Consider the following 19181-nt stretch of genomic DNA (forward strand, 5'->3'; position numbering starts at 1 on the left):
GCTCATAATAGTGTTTTATTTTACGCGGATAATCTCATTCTCGCGTTTTTTAGCCAAATCTTCGGCATGTGCGCGTACCATGCCTTCTATTTCATCGACCAAATTATCGGTATCGATAAGATGGCTTTTTTCACCCATACGATATACCAAGGATCTTGGTGCGGCACCAACAATACCAATATCGGCCTCTTTCGCTTCACCAGGACCATTTACCTTACAGCCGATCACAGACAGATTCATTGGTTCACGAATGTCTTCTAAGCGCGACTCTAAAGCTGTCATAACTCGAATCACATCAAACTCTTGGCGCGAGCAGCTTGGGCATGCAATAAAGTTGACACCATTAGAACGTATATTGAGCGATTTTAAAATATCAAAGCCGATTTTAATTTCTTCTTCAGGCTCTGCCGCCAGTGAGATACGAATGGTATCACCGATGCCATCTAATAATAAACCGCCAAGTGCAATGGCAGATTTGACCGCGCCAGTCCGATAAACGCCCGCCTCGGTGACGCCTAAATGCAGCGGGTTATCAATCTGTGCAGAAATCAGGCGATACGCATCCAAGGTCAAAAACACATTGCTGGCTTTAACCGATACTTTATATTGATCAAAATTTAGACGATCTAATATATCGATATGGCGCATGGCTGATTCAAGCATCGCGTCGCCAGTTGGCTCGGTATATTTTCGCTGAATGTCTTTTTCGAGCGAGCCTGCATTGACACCGATACGAATAGGGATGTTGTAATGTTTGGCACAGGCGACCACTTCACGTACTTTGGCGTCGCTACCGATGTTACCTGGATTAATACGCAGACAGTCAGCCCCCGCTTCGGCAACTGCTAACGCAATTTTGTGGTCGAAATGCACATCTGCAATCAAAGGCACACTGACCAGCTTACGAATTTCGCCAAAAGCTTTGACCGTATCCATCGTTGGCGTCGACACCCGCATCAAATCCGCACCAGCTTCAACGCAGCGTTCGATTTGGGCGACAGTTGCTGCCACATCGCAAGTATCTGTATTGGTCATACTCTGCACACTAATCGGCGCATCACCACCAATCGCGACATCACCGACATATATTTTTTTGGTAAGGCGACGGTTAATAGGCGCTGACGTTGACATAGACAAACCCTTCAGTTAAAGCGAAAAAACGCAGAAAAAACACACTTATAATAGCTTGCAGATAGCAAATTTTAAAAATAAATCTTGTACAGCAGTCGATAAGACTAGCATTCAAAATTAGCCGCTTAAAAAGTTAAGGCGCTAACTCAAAATTGGCTTGCTTATCTGTTGCATAAGTATTTAGAGCAACCGCTTCTTGATTAAGCATTATGCTGACATTATCGACATTATCAATTTGTACATTAAACGGCGGCGTACCTGACAGTTTATAATCCCCAGATGTCTGCGAGCCACTCATTAGACTGCTACCAGAGGCATCAGTAATACTCACGACGGCGGTATCCGTCAGTTTGACATCTAAAGACGCTGGACTTGCATCGCCGCCCAAGTTTAGAGCAGAGCCAGAGGCACCAACGCCCATCTCATCAGTATTGATTGCCGCACCTTGCGCTTGCTCTATCGCTGAGACGTCTTCGACCGTCGATACTGGCTGCTCGGTATTCTCTTTACTTGCATTACTCACCATACGAAATAAGAAAATCGCTAAAATAATGACACCAATGACCGCGATGATCAGTAGTGGGTTAAAACGAATTCGATTGTGCGTATCACGTTGCAACGTTCCCATTGGACGCAGTGGCGTATCCGTGTTATTCACTGACTTTGCTTTCAGCTCCGTAGGATAAGCGGCATCAAAGCTGGTCGCTATTTTTACAGGATCCAAACCCAAAAACTTAGCATAATTGATGGCAAACCCACGGGCAAAAGCAGCTTGCGGCATCTCCGAAAAATTTTCATTTTCCAGCGCTTGCAAATGACGCTTTAAAATAAATAACTCGGCAGCTACCTCGTCTAAGCTGATTTGCTTATTTTTACGGGCTTGCTGCAACACGGCACCAAATGATCCCTGAGCGTTAGATTGAGTGTTTAATGATGGGGTGGTCATTTCCATGGTGCCTCTGGATTGTTAAGCCAAGTCTTAAGTTGTTTTGCTTCATCACTTAAAGGATAAGCGGATAAAAGCTGCTGTGCCAATTGCTGGCGCGTCGTTATGTTATTTTGTGCAGCGGCCAATTTGATACCTTGTAATAGCAAGCGCGGGCTAATGCCCTGCCCTTGTACCAGTATCAAGGTTTCATCATAAAGCCTTTGAGCCTGGGGAACACGTTGCTGCTCAAGCAACAAGTCGACCAACTCGATATGGGCAATAATACTATTGCGATTGCCATCAAGTGCCCGTAAAAATGCTTTAGCAGCCGCACTGCGATCCCCTAGCTGTAAGTAAGTGCGTCCTAGATTCTCTAGCGCACCAATACGACCTTCGTAACCTAATGCTGAACCCGCAATCTCAAACTGCTCTGCCGCCTCACGATAGCGCTTCATTTGTGACAAATAAACGCCATAGTTATTGTGGGCTTGCTCAAAATCTTTATCAAGCGTAATCGCTTTTTTAAAATATTGATCGGCTTTTTCGAGATTGAGTCGACTGCCCTCTTGCTGCAGCAAAACGCCCATCATATCATAGGCTGGCGCGTAACGGCTATCGGCAGAAAAGGCTTTTTCGAGTTGGCGCTGAGCGGTATCAAGCTCATTTTTGCGGATATATTGCGCGGCAAGTGAAGTGCGCACGCGAGCAATTTCTTGTTGATCTAAGTTACGATTGTCATTGGGTCGCGTAGACGTTTGATAAGCCGCGATGTTTGTCAAATCATTGGTCGGCGTGCTTTGACAACCAGTGAGCAGCAGCCCTACCAATGCCGTCACTAATACCGTACGCTTCGACATCGCTATTGGGTCAATAGCCACTTGTCCATTCGCTGTACTCAATCGCTTATAAGTCTGAGAAAATATTTTTTGATAATTGAACTGACAAGAATTTCTAGAAGTCATCATAGCCGCCATCATAAAACTGTGATTCAATGCGTTCGATCCTCGAGGCATCAGTTTAATAGATTTAGCCCGCATAAGTACAATTTAGTTGTCATTAATTGCTGTGCACATCCAAACTAATCGTTATTGCTACATTTTTATTACCATTGCGACAGATAAAAGACAAATACGATGCTACATCGAAAATGTCTATTCACCATTTATATGACCATCATACTAAACACTTTCACGATCCTTGATGCTTTGCTGCCACGCGGCTGAACGACGGGTTCTATCAGCAACTTGCCCAACCAATTGACCACATGCCGCATCAATATCATCACCGCGTGTTTGACGTATGGTACAAACAAAACCTGCTTCACTTAATATGTTGCTGAAGGCATGAATACGATTATTACTCGACTTATCATAATTCGCATGAGGGAACGGGTTAAACGGTATCAGGTTAATTTTACTTGGTAAATCACCCAATAATGCGACCAATTGCTCAGCATGCTCATTACTATCATTGACACCATCTAGCATCACATATTCAATAGTCACGTGTTTTTTGTGGCGCGGATTTACTTCAAAAACGTAATTTCTCGCTGCCGCCATGAGCTGCTCTAATGGATATTTTTTATTGATCGGCACTAATTCATTACGCAGCTCGTCATTTGGTGCGTGCAATGAAATCGCTAAAGCCACGTCAAGCTCCTGTGCCAACTCGTACATTTTTGGCACCACACCTGAAGTCGACAAAGTAACGCGGCGTTTTGATAAACCATAAGCATGGTCACTGAGCATCAATTCCATTGAGCTGACAACGGGACGATAGTTTAATAACGGCTCGCCCATACCCATCATGACGACGTTGGTTACGTTGTTTTCCCATAAACTATAGTCAACATTTTCTAAACTATCATTTTCATCGGTCATATAAGAGGCATTTGCCACCCATAATTGTCCAAGAATCTCAGCCGCCGTCAAATCGCGCTCAAAGCCCTGCTTACCCGTACTACAAAAGCTACAGTCGAGCGCACAGCCCACTTGCGAAGAGACACACAAGGTTTTACGACCGTTTAATTTACTATCATCTGCGGGAATCAATACGGTCTCGACCAACGAGCCACCCGTGACTTCAAATACCCATTTACGCGTACCATCATCGCTGTATTGACGATGAATCACTTTTGGCGGAATGACGCAGGCATTGGCTGATAATTTATCACGCAAAGATTTACTCAGATTGGTCATTTGCTCAAAATCAGTGACACCCTGCTGATATATCCACTTGATGACTTGCGTCGAGCGAAACGGCTTTTCGCCAATACTCTTAAAGTATTCCGCTAGCTGCGCTTGTGTCATACCTAGTAGATTGGTTTTCGCCTGCGCCTCGTCTACTAATTTTATACTCTTAGTAGTCTTAGCAGGTACGTGTTGGACGTCAGTTTGAATAGGGATTTGAGCAGTTGACATAATAAATAACCTTTTTGCATCTACTGGTATGAGCGATACAATTGTTGAGATGGGTGTTGCTAGACGTACTCAATATATGAGTGCATGAGCAATCCGTTATGAGCGCATTTTTTACCAAAAACTGAAAGTAATATGCTGATAAAGGATTGATAACGCTATATAAAACTAATAATGAGGGAGAAAAGTTAAAACTTCAATGCATAGTCAGACTATTATAATAGGTAAAACGGCTTATACCAAAAGATATAAGCCGTTTTACCACACTAATTATTAATCAGCACTATTATTCATAACAGTGGCTGCTAATAAAAACTGCTATTAACGCGTACGTGCACACACTTCATCTTCATTGAAGAAGTAGCTGATTTCACGTGCTGCTGATTCAGCTGAATCTGAACCATGAACCGCGTTTTCGTCGATGCTGCTAGCGAAGTCAGCACGAATAGTGCCTTCAGCGGCGTCTTTTGGGTTAGTAGCGCCCATGATATCACGATGCTTAGCGATTGCATTTTCGCCTTCTAATACAGATACCAATACTGGACCTGAAGTCATAAATGATACTAGATCGTTGTAGAATGGACGCTCAGCGTGCTCAGCGTAAAAACCGCCCGCTTTTTTATCATCAAGTTGCATCATTTTAGCGGCAACAATTTTTAGACCTGATTTTTCAAAGCGATCGTAGATAGCGCCGATGTTGTTGCCAGCTACTGCGTCAGGTTTGATGATAGATAAAGTACGTTCGTTAGCCATGAAAAGCTCCTAATAAATAATGAATTCGATAAAAATGAGATGGTAAATACTTTGTTTTATCTTTGGCCGCAATGTTGACTTAGGCAGATTTAAATAACTCATGGTCTATCAATGCGATAATATGAGCACCAACACAGGATTGCTGCCTATTATAATGATTAGCGCTATAAATGATAGGGTTAATTTATGACCGCACCTTGCATAAAAGTAAATTTATGACCACAGCTTATCTTAAGACAAAGTGAGCATTCATCAATAGCAGATTCTTACCCTACGTATCTCATCGCTAACTATCTTTGTCATTGATGGGCTAGAACCAACTTGGCGAAAACTCTATGTAAGTGTTACCAAAAAAAATCCCTCAGCATATAATGCTAAGGGATTTTGTTAATACGCAGCTATGAAGGTCACTGCTTTCAAGCAATACTAAAAAGCAACTACTCGCCTAAGCGGCTGTCGCGGCAACTGCCAGCGCTACATTCACGCACACGATCATTTAAGAAGTTCACTCGCTCAGTTGTCACCCGAGTCGCACAGCCCATATTGACAAAAAATCCTTCATCATTATTATAACTACATTGGTCATTACGCTCGCGTATCCACGCCAGTTGTCCGCGCTTTAATTTGGATTTTTGCTGGCTATTTAACTGCTTAGCCAATTTTGCATAAGAACTATTCAGCTCTTTATCCGCTTCTAAATATACTTTCGTTAAGCAATACAAATCATCGAAATCATTGTTGGGTTTATCACAGTTTTGCGCGCCCCATGACAGCATAGGAAACATAAAAGCCGCAGACGTTAGCAGCGCTAAAGCTGCTTTGCCTATAGAGTGCTTGATAATAGTCGCTTTCATCACGTTTTCCTTTTTATATATTGATAAATTTACATTCATTTATAACATAATATACCAATTAAACCAGAATAATGTTAGCAATTCTCTCCTTTATACTATTTTTTCTTATCTCAATTTATTCAATGACTAGATATCTTGATTTTTTATCGTTAGAGATTAATAGTGATTAACACTTTTTATCACTTGGCATTAATAATAGTTAGCATAATAAAAAATGATGAGAATTTACTTATAAGACATTACTCACAAGGTAATACTCATAAAAAAATCCCAATGCTCAGCACTGGGATTTTTTATGAACGCTTAAACTAATTAAGTTTTATGATAAGAAACTAAGCATCATACGGGTCGCGCAATACAATCGTCTCTTCGCGGTCTGGACCGGTTGAGATAATATCAACTGGGCAACCAATCAACGCTTCGATACGTTTGATATATTTTTTCGCATTTTCTGGAAGTTCATCATAGTTAGTGATACCAACGGTTGACTCACTCCACCCTTGCATCGTCTCATACTTAGGCGTGACTGACTCATAGAATTCAGCATCATGTGCACCTGCACATTCAGTTTCAGGCAAGTTATAACCCACACCGATTAGTAACTCTTCAAGACCATCTAATACGTCAAGCTTAGTTAAGCAGATACCTGACATAGAGTTCAGTACCACGGCACGGCGTAATGCTTCAGCATCGAACCAACCACAGCGACGCGCACGACCAGTGGTCGCACCAAATTCATGACCGACTTTAGCCAAATGCGCACCAACATCATCAAATAGCTCAGTTGGGAATGGACCACTACCGACACGGGTAGTATAAGCTTTAGTGATACCAAGTACGTAATCTAAGTACAATGGACCGATACCTGTACCAGTCGATACGCCGCCAGCGGTTACGCTTGAGCTGGTCACAAACGGATATGTACCATGATCGATATCAAGCAATGTACCTTGCGCGCCTTCAAACATCAGGTTCTTACCAGCCAAACGCAATTGATTAAGGTCTTCGGTCACATCAGTAACCATGCCTTTAATCTCTTCTTTCCACTCTTGGCAAAGCTTAAGTGTCTCATCAAAATCAATCGCTTCAACTTTATAATACTGCGTCAATTGGAAGTTATGATATTCGATTAAGTTGCGGAGTTTTTCTTCTAAATCATCACGGAACAAGTCAGCAAGCTTGATGGCACGGCGGGCTACTTTGTCTTCATAAGCAGGTCCAATACCGCGACCTGTCGTACCGATTTTACCAGTACCGCGTTTTGCTTCGCGTGCTTGGTCAAGTGCCACATGATACGGCATGATAAGTGGGCAGTTTGGAGAGATACGCAGACGCTCACGTACAGGTACGTTGTTGTCTTCTAGCTCTTTCATCTCTTTCAATAATGCGTCAGGTGCTAACACCACGCCGTTACCGATGAAGCAGGTAACGCCTTCACGTAAAATACCTGATGGGATTAAATGTAGGATGGTGGTTTTGCCATCGACAACTAACGTGTGACCAGCGTTATGTCCGCCTTGAAAACGTGCAACTGCTGAAGCTTTTTCGGTTAGTAAATCGACGATTTTACCTTTACCTTCATCGCCCCATTGGCTACCCAAAACTACGACATTCTTACCCATGATCAATCCTTACCTTTATGTATTGAGGTGTGTGCAATAACGGTTTAAAGCCTGTGATAACTTTCGTTATCTTGATTTTAAAAACGTTAAAAAATGGTAATAATACTAATATTCAAAACTAATGCTTAAATACTCTGTAACTGCCAATGATTATCTATAAAGCTCAAAAGATGCGTCATATCAGAGGGACGATCTTCTGCATTCAATGGCATGGTGACGCGATAGCCTTGCTCACGTAAACTCTCAACCTGCTGTAGCAGTATCTGTCTCTGTTCTTGGTTCGCACTGCTCAATGCTTCATAGTCGACCAATACGATGATTGGTGCCTCAAGCTGCGTGTGTGCAAGCAAACGACTGACATCCATACTAAAGCCCGTGGCTTCACGTGGCTGATTGATTGCTAACTGGTTGCCGCTTTGCATACCATCGAAACGACCGCCACGTACCAGAGGTTGCGTCTCACTATTGATATAGCCATTGAATATGATACCCGTGTGGTAATGATAGCCTGATAGTTCCGTCACATCGATACTCACAGGGCATTGCCACTGGTCTTGTAGATGTGTTTTTAAGCGTTGTAATTCATTGATAGCAGTCGCGACTTGCGTGTCCTGCTGTGCAGTCTCTGACAGTCTCGCCAATAGATTGGTAATATCATGACCAAAACGTGCCAAAGCATAAAAATCATCACCCATTGACAACAACTGGCAGACACGCTTTAGCTCTGGTAGGTTTTTATTGGCATATAAATGCATGAGTTGCTCAGTGTCATTATCAGACAACGCTGCCAACTCAGCCAAGCGTTTGAATATCGCCACATGCCCCAAGTCTATATGCAGCGTCGCACTCATATTTAGCTTATTTATCATGCCAAACAACACATCTATCAGCTCAATATCTGCGGCAAGTGAAGCACAGCCAAATATTTCAGCGCCGAGCTGCAAAGGCGTACGTGAGCCAAATAGCCCTGATGGCAAGGTATGAATCACATCACCTGCATAGCAATAACGCGCAATACCTGTGCCGCCCCAATGCGCATCAATACGCAAAATCTGCGGGGTAATATCTGCACGCAGACCCATCAAGCGACCCGTTAGCTGATCGATAATCTTGAAAGTTTGACGCTTTAAATCTTCTGAAGCGCCACTCAACAATGACTCAGTAAATTCAATCATTGGTGGATTGACCAACTGATAACCATGACCAATAAGCTGCTGAGTCAGCTGATACCTAAGCACTTCTTGCTTACGCGCATCTTCGAACAGCACATCCACCACCCCATCAGGCAGCAACCAGCTATTGGCAACGTCGCTGGCAAAGTTGTTTAAATATGGCATGCTAGTAGTAGAGGTAGCAGTGTTTTCAGCAGGCTGAGCCGCCGCTTCATTAGTCGTATTTAACTGGGCAAGTTTTGCAGAATCAGAACTGACAGACACAATAAATCCTTGTTTGGCGTATCGCTTACCAAAAACGCGGTACTGATGCGGTACTTAAAGGTTATATTTACAATTGCATTGACGCCATGCATTTTTATTTTTAACGCGCAACATCATTGACCCAATTATTTATAAACAAACTAGGTAGCCGCAAAAGGGTGAGTAATAAGTATAATTTAGAATGATAAGACGAGTATCTTTATGCGCTAATAAACGGCGTTAAATAATCAAGGCACTTTATGCTTTAGTTTAGCATAGCAGCCAAGGTTCGCCTAGTGACAATTAGCCACAATTACTATCTAATTACATCTTATCAGCACTTAATCTATGAAGGTTATCTATAGACTATATAAGTAATCGTTGACTCAAAAATGGTTACCATCATTTATATCATAAAGAAAATAATGAGCAAAGTGAGAACAACGCCTTCGATACCGACTCATGGTACACTAAGCCATATTTTTATCTCGGAAGCCTTATGTCATCTGATTACCACCCAAACCCTGCCAACAATCAAGCCAATGTCTTAGGTACGGCACTTGCCAGCTGCTGCTTTGACCCTATTACCGGTTATTACCGCAACGGCTTTTGTCATACTGGCAACCATGACGTCGGTCAGCACACCGTATGCGCCAAGATGACCAGCGAGTTTTTGAACTTTTCTGCCAGTCGCGGCAATGATTTGATTACGCCGCTACCTGAGTATGGATTTTCTGGTCTCAAGCCTGGTGATTATTGGTGCATTTGCGCGTTACGCTGGGTTGAAGCTTTGGACTTTGATATTGCCCCGCAAATCAAACTAGAAGCTTGCCACGAAAGCTTATTGAGCTTGGTCGATATTGATACTTTGAAAAGTTACGCCCTTTAATAACGATCATTATTAACAACAATCATTATAAGTTCTGATTGTGACACGTTTTTTACTTTATAAAGGGAGGGTGTATGGAAAACAATAACGACCAGTTGATCAAAAAAACCGCGCGTATTGCACCTAACTCTAATATCAATCGTATTTACGCCGATATGAATGAGGAACATCTCTATCTAGACAATGACGACAGCTATATCTATGGCGATGCTGATACCACCACTGAGGACACCATCGAGACCATGACGGTCTACGATCCTGACTCTGAACGCTATGAGGATATTGACTCTTCCAGTGCCGATGAAGTCGTCAATTGCTATGCTTATTCACGTAAGACCGGTGAAAATCTCGATAAATTAGCGCTAAACGATGTTAGTCGTGCCTTAAATAATAATGGTCAGTTTATTTGGCTTGGTCTCTATGATCCAAGCCTAGAAACCATGGTCAAAGTCAAAGAAGCCTTTGGACTACATGAACTGGCAATCGAAGATGCATTTGCCGATCACCAGCGTGCCAAAGTCGAGAACTATGACAATGACATGGTGTTTGTGGTATTGCGTACCGCTAAGCTTGAGGACAATGTCATTCGCTATGGCACCACCGCGATATTTATGGGCAAAAACTACCTGATTACCATCCGTAATGGTCCATCAAACTCCTACGCACCTGTCCGTGAGCATTGTCATCGTCGCCCTGAAAAGCTGCGTATGGGGCCGATATTTGTACTGCATGCTATTCTCGATTTTATCGTGGATAATTATATGCCGATTACCGATCGTTTAGGTCGCTATTTGCGTGAGCAAGAACGTTACGTGTTTACCTATGAGTTTGATAAAGGTACATTAAAAAACCTTTATGAGCTCAAATCGCAACTCGTACATATGCGGGCGATTATTTTACCAGTACAGGATATCTGTAGTTTTTTTATCAATCATAAAAAAAGTGAGATGGTCTCTGGGTTTTCTCAAGCCGCTAAGCCCTACTTTCGCGACGTCAATGACCATTTGCTGCACTCATTAGACGCTATTAATGGTCTAAATGAGATGCTGAGTGTGGTCATGAATACCTATATGGCCATGGTTAATATGGGACAGAACGAGGTGGTGCGTAAGCTTGCTGCTTGGGCAGGTATTTTAGCTGTACCGACGGCCATTGCAGGTATCTATGGTATGAACTTTGATTTTATGCCCGAGCTGCATTGGCAATATTCCTACTTTGTCATCATGCTCATCATTGGATCATTATGTGGCTATTTATATTACAATTTTAAAAGGCTTAAATGGTTATAACCAAAATTTATAGTTGATTTTTCATTGATAGTCAGCGTTCAGCTTTTAAAAACAGCATCCTTCATGGTGCTGTTTTTCCACTTTATTATTGATAATAATTCTTATTTGTAATACTATTCACATTTATTATTGCTAAACTCTTGCCGCCATTTCTATTATTCCAACGCCACCATGTACGATTGACTCAGTCAATAGCACAAACCCTACAACCGTCGGATTTGTATGGGACGGTTTTGTTATTTTATGGCTGGCATACTGACATATTGTCAATTTGCATCTATCGAGGTTTTTATGCGTTTATCCCGTCTTACTCAAGCTGTCGCGGTCGTTACCGCAGCCTTGATTCTTACTGCTTGTGGCAGTGATTCCGACACAGCCACTGCTATCATAGATGGGACACCGCCACTACTAACCACTGATAGCAACTTTACTGATGGCTATAGCGCGGTTGCCGCGGTATTTGTCTCAGGACAAGTACAAGATAGCAGCGGCGTTAAATCATTGACCTATATGCATAATAACGAATCAGCTCAAGCGCTAACGCTAGATACTGATGGTTATTTTGATGATCGTATTTTATTAACGCTAGGTAGCAATACCATTGTCTTAGAAGCCACAGACAATGCTGGTAATATCATGCGCTCAACCAAAACCATCTACGTAGGCGATACCATAGCGGCAGGTGGTTCGCATACCGCTGCCCTGCGTGATGGTCAGCTATATGGTTGGGGTCGCAACAATTATGGTCAAACAGGACTCGGTCTGACCACAAAAATCAGCGATATTATGGGACATCCAGACACGCCGATGCTAATGAACAGCGCACCAAAAGACCTGATATCTATTGGTTTTAATCAAAATCATTCACTCGCTATTGCTCAAAATGGTCAAGTTTATAGTTGGGGCGAAGACAAATACGGGCAGCTGGGTCGCGGTGATGGGGGTCGTAATGACTGTAGCAAGACTGCAGACTGTCGTTTGGATATCAGCGCGATCGAAGGTATCGAAAATGCCGTCATGGTCGCACCCGGCTATAGCCATAACTTGGTATTGACCGAAGAGGGTACGGTTTGGGCCTTTGGTGCCAATGGGTACGGTCAGCTTGGTAATAATACCAGCACGGATAGCAGCACCCCTGTCAAAGTTGACTTTACAGCAGCCACAGAGGCAGGACATATCGTGCAGGTAGTTGTCAGTGGCAATAGCTCTTATGCCTTAGATGACAAAGGTCAGGTTTGGGGTTGGGGCAGCGATGCTTACGCCAATCTTGGCAAAGGCAAAGTCTGTAACACTACAACCAACTGTATCAACGTCAATGCAACCCCTGTACGTATTCATGTCATTAATGAAACGATTAATCACGCCATTACTGCTAAGACAGATGACGCCACTCAAAAAGCTGACGACCAACCCGCTATAGATGTAGAAAAAGTGACCCAATTGACGGCTGGCAAAGACCATATCTTAGCATTGACCAATAAAGACGCAGTGTATGGCTGGGGGTTAAATGCCACTAGTCAATTGGGCTACAATGGTGAGACATTTAATGGCAGCGAAAAGGCATGGGCAGATGTCATTACCTCACCGACCAAACTGCCTTGGTTTACAGATAAAGAAGTTCGCCGCGTCTATGCCAATGGCAATGCCAGCTATACGTTACTGGATAATGTCGCCACTAATAATGGCTCATCAACAACGGATGGTATTCTCTATGCATGGGGCATGTTTGGGGAGACAAATGGCGCAGGCAAAACCATTTACAACGACCTAGATGAACCAACCAATAAGCTGCCGAATCTAAAGAATATCGATAATATGGCCATGGGTGCCATGCATCTAATTGCTCATGAAAAATCGTTTGACCAAGATAATAATACGCTGAAAGCTGGTCATTTATTTACGTGGGGCTGGAGCTTTGAAGGCTCACTCGGCAACAAAGACACCACTCATATTTGGATGTATAACAACCCTATCCCAGTTGCTTTACCTAGTCAGCTATAAGTGTTTTAAGTATGACGAAGCGAACAGTACATAGTTGGTTGAATTTCCTATCATAAAATTCTCAAACAAGCAGCCTCGTTTATGCTGCTTGTTTGAGTCAATACGCCTAACTATTGCGCGGTAGCTTATCGTACAATCCTCAGGATATCCTCAATTAAATCGACAGCCCTCTAAATAGGCTGACGATGAAGATATACCATAACCCCTTATATTTTAGCCATTTCAGGTCAGCCCATGTTTTTACGATCAAACTCGTCAATCATATCAAATTCTTCGTTGTATACATTACCTCCCATCATACGTAACACACTACTCAGTGTAAGTATCGCGCTGCTGCTCACTGCTTGTGGTGGCTCAGATGATTCAAATAATTCCAGTAATGATGGCGATACTAACGTACCCAACCCACCCACTACTCCTGACACTCCAGAAATCGATACCAACTGGCAGCCAGCAGGTGGCAGTGCTACGATTGCCGCCAATGGATCACAGCCTTTTTTGCAAATCATGCCCAATCTACCGAGCAGCGCTTTAGGCGGAGTATCGCCTGGACGTGAGTTATTTATCACCGAGTGGACACCAGCAAATGAGGGTCGCGTACTGTTCGATGGTGTGGGGCCACTGTTAAATGCCAATGCCTGTACCCAATGCCATAGCGCTGAAGGTCGCAAACCTATTTATGCAGCCAATGGTCAGCTGAGTGATGCGATTTTATTCCGGTTGGGTAATAAGCAAGGCCTGCCACATGCTTATTACGGTGAACAAATGCAGCATCAAAGTATTGCCACAAGTATCAATCCCGAAGGGAGCATGCGCTACGCAGCGATGCCCAGTCAAAATGATAAACCTGCTGGCATACAGTTTAGCTTTACTCCAACTGACCCTAATCAACTCTTAGGGAATACAGCGATTAGCGGACGTATCTCACCGCAATTGGTCGGTATGGGCTTGCTCGACCTGATTCCTGAAGCGAATATCATTGCGGCAGCTGACCCTGATGATAACAATCAAGACGGTATCAGTGGCCGCGTACATTGGGTACAAGATGGCAAACAGCAGCGCATTGGCCGCTTTGGATGGAAGGCGATTAACTCAAGCCTGCGTACCCAAAACGCCAATGCCATGTCGCAAGATATGGGCTTAACCACCTCGGTATTTATGGATCCTAACTGTACGGTAAATCAGCCTATTTGTTGGACAGCAGCGAATGGCGGCTCTCCAGAAGTCTCAGACAGTAGTCTAGATGCTGTGACCGATTTTATGACCGCCCTTACCGTACCTGAAAGGCGAATAGACGATTTATCAGATTTTAATAAAGGAGCGCAACTGTTTGCGCAAGTCGGCTGTGCTGGCTGTCACACACCCAAACAAAAAACAGGCAATAGTGAGCGCTTCCCGCTCCTATCACAGCAAAACATTTATCCTTATACTGATTTATTACTGCATGATATGGGCGCTGGACTAGATGATAGCGTGAAGGAGAAAAATGCAGAAAGCTTTGAGTGGCGTACACCGCCATTGTGGGGAATTGGCATTGTGGCACGTGATCCAGAAGCGCGGTTTTTGCATGATGGTCGTGCCAGCAGCTTGACTGAAGCGATACTCTGGCATGGTGGTGAAGCAGAAAGTACAAAGACGCGCTTTACACAGTTATCCGCCACGCAAAAACAAACATTAATGACCTTCTTAAAGGGCATTTAACGCTCAAACAATAAAATGTGAGATTTAAGAAAGCAAAAAAGGGCTACCAGTGGTAACCCTTTTTTATGCTGCTATTTAATAGTTATTCACGGCGATGCTTGGTATGACTATCAGGCGCTTGAGCATTATCAGGTAACAGCGCTTTAATCGTTAAGTTTGCATGCTGTTTATCTAGATTGTCCTCTGGACGGCCAAACGTTTTTGCTGTCCAAGTTAATACTACGATAGAACCACTCAATAGCATAATGGCCACAGAAATTGTCGCCAGCAGCCATAAATGGAAATAGTCTGAGACTGCCTGTACATCAACCACCAAATGTCGTGACAATGCAGTAATCGCGATAAATATCAAAAACTGTACCGGCAGACGATGGGTTTTAAAATAAATACCTATCATCGCCAGCAGCTCAAGGTAAATAAACAACATCAATATGTCTTTTAAATCCGCTGAGCCTTTTTGAACAATACCAACGAACTCTTTGCCAGCGGTCCAAACGACAACCACACTGATTAGAAATAAAATAACGTAATGACAGACATCGACAAACTCTCTACCGATACCTTGTAGTCGCTCATGAACACCTACGTTTTTTTTAGCCATGTTTAGGTCCTATCAACTGAGATGTGGTTGATTTAGCCTGAGTATATATTACCTCAGGCCCCTTATTTATCGGCAATCAGTATTCGTATGACTCTCTTTTTAGCCGATATTCAAACCGGCAGATTTTTCAGCCGCATCAACGGTTTGGCGAATAAGCGTATTAATGGTCATTGGACCCACGCCGCCCGGTACAGGCGTATAAGCACTGGCGATATTTTCTACGCCTTGCAATTCGATATCACCAACGCCGCCATTATCAGTCGGATGGAAACCTGCATCGATGACTACCGCGCCTGCTTTGATCCACTCTGCTTTAATCAGTTCAGGCACGCCCACTGCCCCAACCACGATATCCGCACGCTTAATATGAGACTCTAAATCTTGCGTTCTTGAATGGCAAATCGTTACGGTGCAGTTGGCATTCAATAGCATCATCGCCATTGGTTTACCCAAGATGGCACTGCGACCTACCACTACGGCTTCCAAACCTGCAAGCTCGATATTATGATGCTCTAGTAAGTGCATGATGCCTTGCGGGGTACATGAACCATAAGCGCTCTGCTGCATCGCCATACGACCAAAGCCAAGACAGGTCACACCATCGACGTCTTTTGCCAAGTCAATCTGCTCAAAGCAAGCACGCTCATCGATATGTGCAGGTACTGGGTGCTGCAGTAAAATACCATGGACGTCTGGATTGCTATTTAGTTCATCTATTTTTGCCATCAGCTCTTCAGTGGTCGTCGCACTTGGCATCTCAACGCGTATAGAATCCATGCCGACACGTTTACAAGCATTACCTTTCATACGTACATAAGTCGCAGAAGCGGGATCGTCGCCGACCAATATCGTCGCTAAGCTTGGGGTACGTCCTGTTTTAGCTTTAATAGCGTCTACACGCGTACTCAGTTGCTGTTCTATTTGTTTAGCAAGTGCTTTACCGTCCAAAACGGTAGCAGATCCTTGGGCAGTTGACATAGTAACTCCAATAGAGGGTGCGATAAAAAAAAGAAAGACAGCGCCCGCAACTACTTGCATGCCTGTCTTATGCTTGATCAATGTATGATTAAGACTGATATTGTACCTGTCTGGGCTAAAAAATCCTAGCGTGAGATAAGACTTGGATACTTATAAATTTCTATCGCTCGCCAATCTAGCAATATCATGTCATTACCGATGCAACCTTGACAACCTTTACCGTTTTATAAGAAAGTCTACTCACAAATAAAAGCTAATAGCCGCAACACCTTATAAATAATCAACACGCCTTAATAAGCGATATTCTCACATTACTGAATCATTGAAACAAACACGCGATCGATTGCATCTACCGTTTGCGCGATTTCGGCAGTGGTTAAGGTAGGATGAACCAAAAACATTAAGCTGGTCTCTCCCAATTGTTTTGCTATTGGCAGTCTGTTTTCTGGACGCAAGCCTGTATCATCGAATGCTTTTTCTAAATATACCTCTGAGGCAGACCCTGAATAGCAAGGCACGCCTAGCGCATTTATTTCTTCAATGATGCGATCACGTGTCCAGCCTTCAGCTAGGTTATTTGGTTGCACATAAACATACAATTTATAATAGGCATGGATAGAGTTTGGAAACTGAGAGGCCTGCTCTAATGTCGGCACCGATAGATAGCCTTTTTCTTCCCATTTAGCACATGCCTCTAATATCGCTTGAGCATTAGCACGGCGCTTCGCTATCCAGTCACTCATTTGTGCCAACTGAATACGCCCAATAACGCCTTGAATCTCGGTCATGCGCCAGTTGGTGCCAAAGCTCTCATGTAGCCAATTATAGCCGGGCAGCTGCTCGGTCTCATAGACCGCCGCATAGCTTTTGCCATGATCTTTATACGCCCACATTTTTCGCCATAGCTGCTCGTCATCGGTGGTGACCATGCCGCCCTCGCCGCCTGTGGTCATGATCTTATCTTGGCAAAAACTCCACGCGCCAATATGACCGATACTACCAACGCTACGACCTTTGTAGCGTGCACCATGCGCTTGGGCACAGTCTTCAATGACATATAAATGATGCTGATCTGCCAGTGCCATGATGCCATCCATATCACAGGGCCAACCTGCCAGATGCACACAGATGATGCCTTTGGTGTTGTCCGTCAATACCGCCGCTATCGACTCTGGAGTGATATTCCCTGTGGACTCGTCAACGTCCGCAAAAATGGGCGTCGCGCCTGCATTAATCACTGAGGAGATACTGGCAATAAAAGTGCGCGGCGTCACGATAACTTCATCACCCACACCTATACCAAGTGCCTGCAATGCCGCGTCCAATGCCAAAGTTCCGTTGCCCAATGCAATCGCGTATTTGCTACCCACCCAATCAGCAAACTCCTCTTCAAACTGACGGCATTCTTGCCCTGTCCAATAATTAACTTTGTTGGATAACAATACTTGACTGACCGCATCCGCTTCTTGCTGAGTAAAACTAGGCCAAGGTGAAAAAGGAGTATTTAGCATGCGTTCCTCATCAAAGCGTGTTTTTATCGACGCTATTACCTGTGAATTTACTCATGGTCGCTTCACCATCAGCACTAATACCATCTTTGATAATGACTTTTTTTACTGTTTTAACCAAGATCATAATGTCTAACCATAATGACTGATGATCGACATACCATGTGTCGAGCGTAAATTTTTCATGCCAACCAATCGCATTTCGACCATTAACTTGTGCATATCCCGTAATACCCGGACGTACACGGTGGCGACGCGCTTGCTCATCATTATATAGGGGCAGATATTCCATCAATAGTGGTCGCGGCCCCACCAAACTCATATCGCCTTTAATCACATTCCATAGTTCAGGCAGCTCATCGAGACTGCTATTACGCAAGGTCTTACCAAATGCCGTCAAACGCTCATCATCCTCTAAAGGATTACCCTCTGTATCGATAGAATCTTTCATTGAGCGAAACTTAATCATCTCAAACGGCTTGCCATTTAGACCAGGACGAGTTTGTTTAAATATCACTGGTGAGCCTAAGTTTTTTTTGACTTTATAAGCCGTAATAGCATAAACAGGAGATAATATTACCAAGGCCGCCGTGGCCGCCGTGATGTCAAATAGTCGCTTTATCATTTTGCAGCCCGCCTTTTGTCGTTTACGCGGTCATCCCTACTGCGTAAATAAAAACTTAAATAACTTTGCCACAATTGCTTGCGTTCAAAATTTGCAATGGCCCAGTCTCTTGCCTCAGGATATCTCTTTTCAAATTCTCTATCAGTAGCAGCAGCACTGATCGCTTCGGCGACAGACGACATATCCTTAAAATTAAATTTTCGACCACTGATACCTTCTTTGACACTATCCTTTACACCAACGACATCATAGGCAAAAGTTGGAACAGCGCAACTTGCTGCTTCAATAGCGACACTGCCAAACCCTTCACGATAGCTCAAAAATAAATGTAAATCAGCACACTGAAAAACCTCGTGCACATTTGGATTGGCTGGTATATATACACCTCTATTATCTTTGACAACTTTCTCAACGTGTAGTGGTCAACTAATTTAGGACACCTGATAAGAGGTTCTGATTAAAGTAACGT

Annotated in this window: 17 protein-coding genes; 4 read left to right on the plus strand and 13 right to left on the minus strand. The window is 43.5% G+C overall.

Annotation, left to right across the window (positions count from 1 at the left end; genetic code table 11):
• Positions 1-15: 15 nt before the first annotated feature.
• The 8 genes from ispG to I3257_RS11020 all read right to left on the minus strand — a co-directional run bounded on the left by ispG (position 16) and on the right by I3257_RS11020 (position 9141).
• Entirely contained in the window at positions 16-1131 is a 1116-nt protein-coding gene (ispG, locus tag I3257_RS10985; protein WP_238049764.1) for a flavodoxin-dependent (E)-4-hydroxy-3-methylbut-2-enyl-diphosphate synthase, read from the minus strand.
• A 133-nt stretch (positions 1132-1264) separates the two neighbouring features.
• On the minus strand, positions 1265-2077 hold the full coding sequence (locus tag I3257_RS10990; protein ID WP_109591647.1) for a helix-turn-helix domain-containing protein: 813 nt from the start codon (positions 2075-2077) through the stop codon (positions 1265-1267).
• The gene (gene pilW, locus I3257_RS10995; RefSeq protein WP_238049765.1) at positions 2074-3024 is read right to left on the minus strand and encodes a type IV pilus biogenesis/stability protein PilW; all 951 of its coding nucleotides are present in this window, start codon (positions 3022-3024) and stop codon (positions 2074-2076) included. Before pilW ends, I3257_RS10990 begins: the two co-directional genes overlap by 4 nt.
• Positions 3025-3237: 213 nt before the next feature.
• A complete protein-coding gene (rlmN, locus tag I3257_RS11000; protein WP_238049766.1) occupies positions 3238-4479 on the minus strand; it encodes a 23S rRNA (adenine(2503)-C(2))-methyltransferase RlmN in 1242 nt (413 codons plus the stop codon).
• A 318-nt stretch (positions 4480-4797) separates the two neighbouring features.
• The gene (gene ndk, locus I3257_RS11005; protein WP_193011877.1) at positions 4798-5229 is read right to left on the minus strand and encodes a nucleoside-diphosphate kinase; all 432 of its coding nucleotides are present in this window, start codon (positions 5227-5229) and stop codon (positions 4798-4800) included.
• A gap of 437 nt (positions 5230-5666) precedes the next feature.
• Positions 5667-6083, minus strand: coding sequence for a lysozyme inhibitor LprI family protein (locus I3257_RS11010; protein WP_198330078.1), 417 nt, complete (start codon positions 6081-6083; stop codon positions 5667-5669).
• Positions 6084-6415: 332 nt separating this feature from the next.
• A complete protein-coding gene (locus I3257_RS11015) occupies positions 6416-7705 on the minus strand; it encodes an adenylosuccinate synthase (protein ID WP_045444847.1) in 1290 nt (429 codons plus the stop codon).
• A gap of 125 nt (positions 7706-7830) precedes the next feature.
• Entirely contained in the window at positions 7831-9141 is a 1311-nt protein-coding gene (locus tag I3257_RS11020; RefSeq protein WP_238049767.1) for an ATP phosphoribosyltransferase regulatory subunit, read from the minus strand.
• Between the two features lie 478 nt (positions 9142-9619).
• Between I3257_RS11020 and I3257_RS11025 the strand changes: the two genes are divergently transcribed.
• The 4 genes from I3257_RS11025 to I3257_RS11040 all read left to right on the plus strand — a co-directional run bounded on the left by I3257_RS11025 (position 9620) and on the right by I3257_RS11040 (position 15000).
• A complete protein-coding gene (locus I3257_RS11025; RefSeq protein WP_045451983.1) occupies positions 9620-10009 on the plus strand; it encodes a DUF2237 domain-containing protein in 390 nt (129 codons plus the stop codon).
• A gap of 74 nt (positions 10010-10083) precedes the next feature.
• Entirely contained in the window at positions 10084-11298 is a 1215-nt protein-coding gene (gene corA / locus I3257_RS11030; protein ID WP_193007512.1) for a magnesium/cobalt transporter CorA, read from the plus strand.
• Between the two features lie 291 nt (positions 11299-11589).
• Entirely contained in the window at positions 11590-13299 is a 1710-nt protein-coding gene (locus I3257_RS11035; protein ID WP_238049768.1) for a chromosome condensation regulator RCC1, read from the plus strand.
• Positions 13300-13575: 276 nt separating this feature from the next.
• Positions 13576-15000 (plus strand): di-heme oxidoredictase family protein, encoded by a 1425-nt coding sequence (locus I3257_RS11040; protein ID WP_238049769.1) that lies wholly within the window; start codon positions 13576-13578, stop codon positions 14998-15000.
• An 82-nt stretch (positions 15001-15082) separates the two neighbouring features.
• Here the strand turns inward: I3257_RS11040 and I3257_RS11045 are convergent, their stop codons facing one another.
• The 5 genes from I3257_RS11045 to I3257_RS11065 all read right to left on the minus strand — a co-directional run bounded on the left by I3257_RS11045 (position 15083) and on the right by I3257_RS11065 (position 19071).
• Positions 15083-15601 (minus strand): phosphate-starvation-inducible PsiE family protein, encoded by a 519-nt coding sequence (locus I3257_RS11045; RefSeq protein WP_045451736.1) that lies wholly within the window; start codon positions 15599-15601, stop codon positions 15083-15085.
• Positions 15602-15700: 99 nt separating this feature from the next.
• The gene (gene folD, locus I3257_RS11050) at positions 15701-16579 is read right to left on the minus strand and encodes a bifunctional methylenetetrahydrofolate dehydrogenase/methenyltetrahydrofolate cyclohydrolase FolD (RefSeq protein ID WP_238049770.1); all 879 of its coding nucleotides are present in this window, start codon (positions 16577-16579) and stop codon (positions 15701-15703) included.
• Positions 16580-16890: 311 nt separating this feature from the next.
• Positions 16891-18090, minus strand: coding sequence for a DegT/DnrJ/EryC1/StrS aminotransferase family protein (locus tag I3257_RS11055; RefSeq protein WP_238049771.1), 1200 nt, complete (start codon positions 18088-18090; stop codon positions 16891-16893).
• Positions 18091-18100: 10 nt separating this feature from the next.
• Positions 18101-18712, minus strand: coding sequence for a sugar transferase (locus I3257_RS11060; protein WP_238049772.1), 612 nt, complete (start codon positions 18710-18712; stop codon positions 18101-18103).
• Entirely contained in the window at positions 18709-19071 is a 363-nt protein-coding gene (locus I3257_RS11065; RefSeq protein WP_346014814.1) for a glycosyltransferase, read from the minus strand. The genes I3257_RS11060 and I3257_RS11065 overlap by 4 nt, the downstream gene beginning before the upstream one ends.
• Positions 19072-19181 lie beyond the last annotated feature (110 nt).

Origin of the sequence: Psychrobacter sp. Ps7 (assembly GCF_022129225.1) — a bacterium.
Taxonomy (GTDB): domain Bacteria; phylum Pseudomonadota; class Gammaproteobacteria; order Pseudomonadales; family Moraxellaceae; genus Psychrobacter; species Psychrobacter immobilis_A.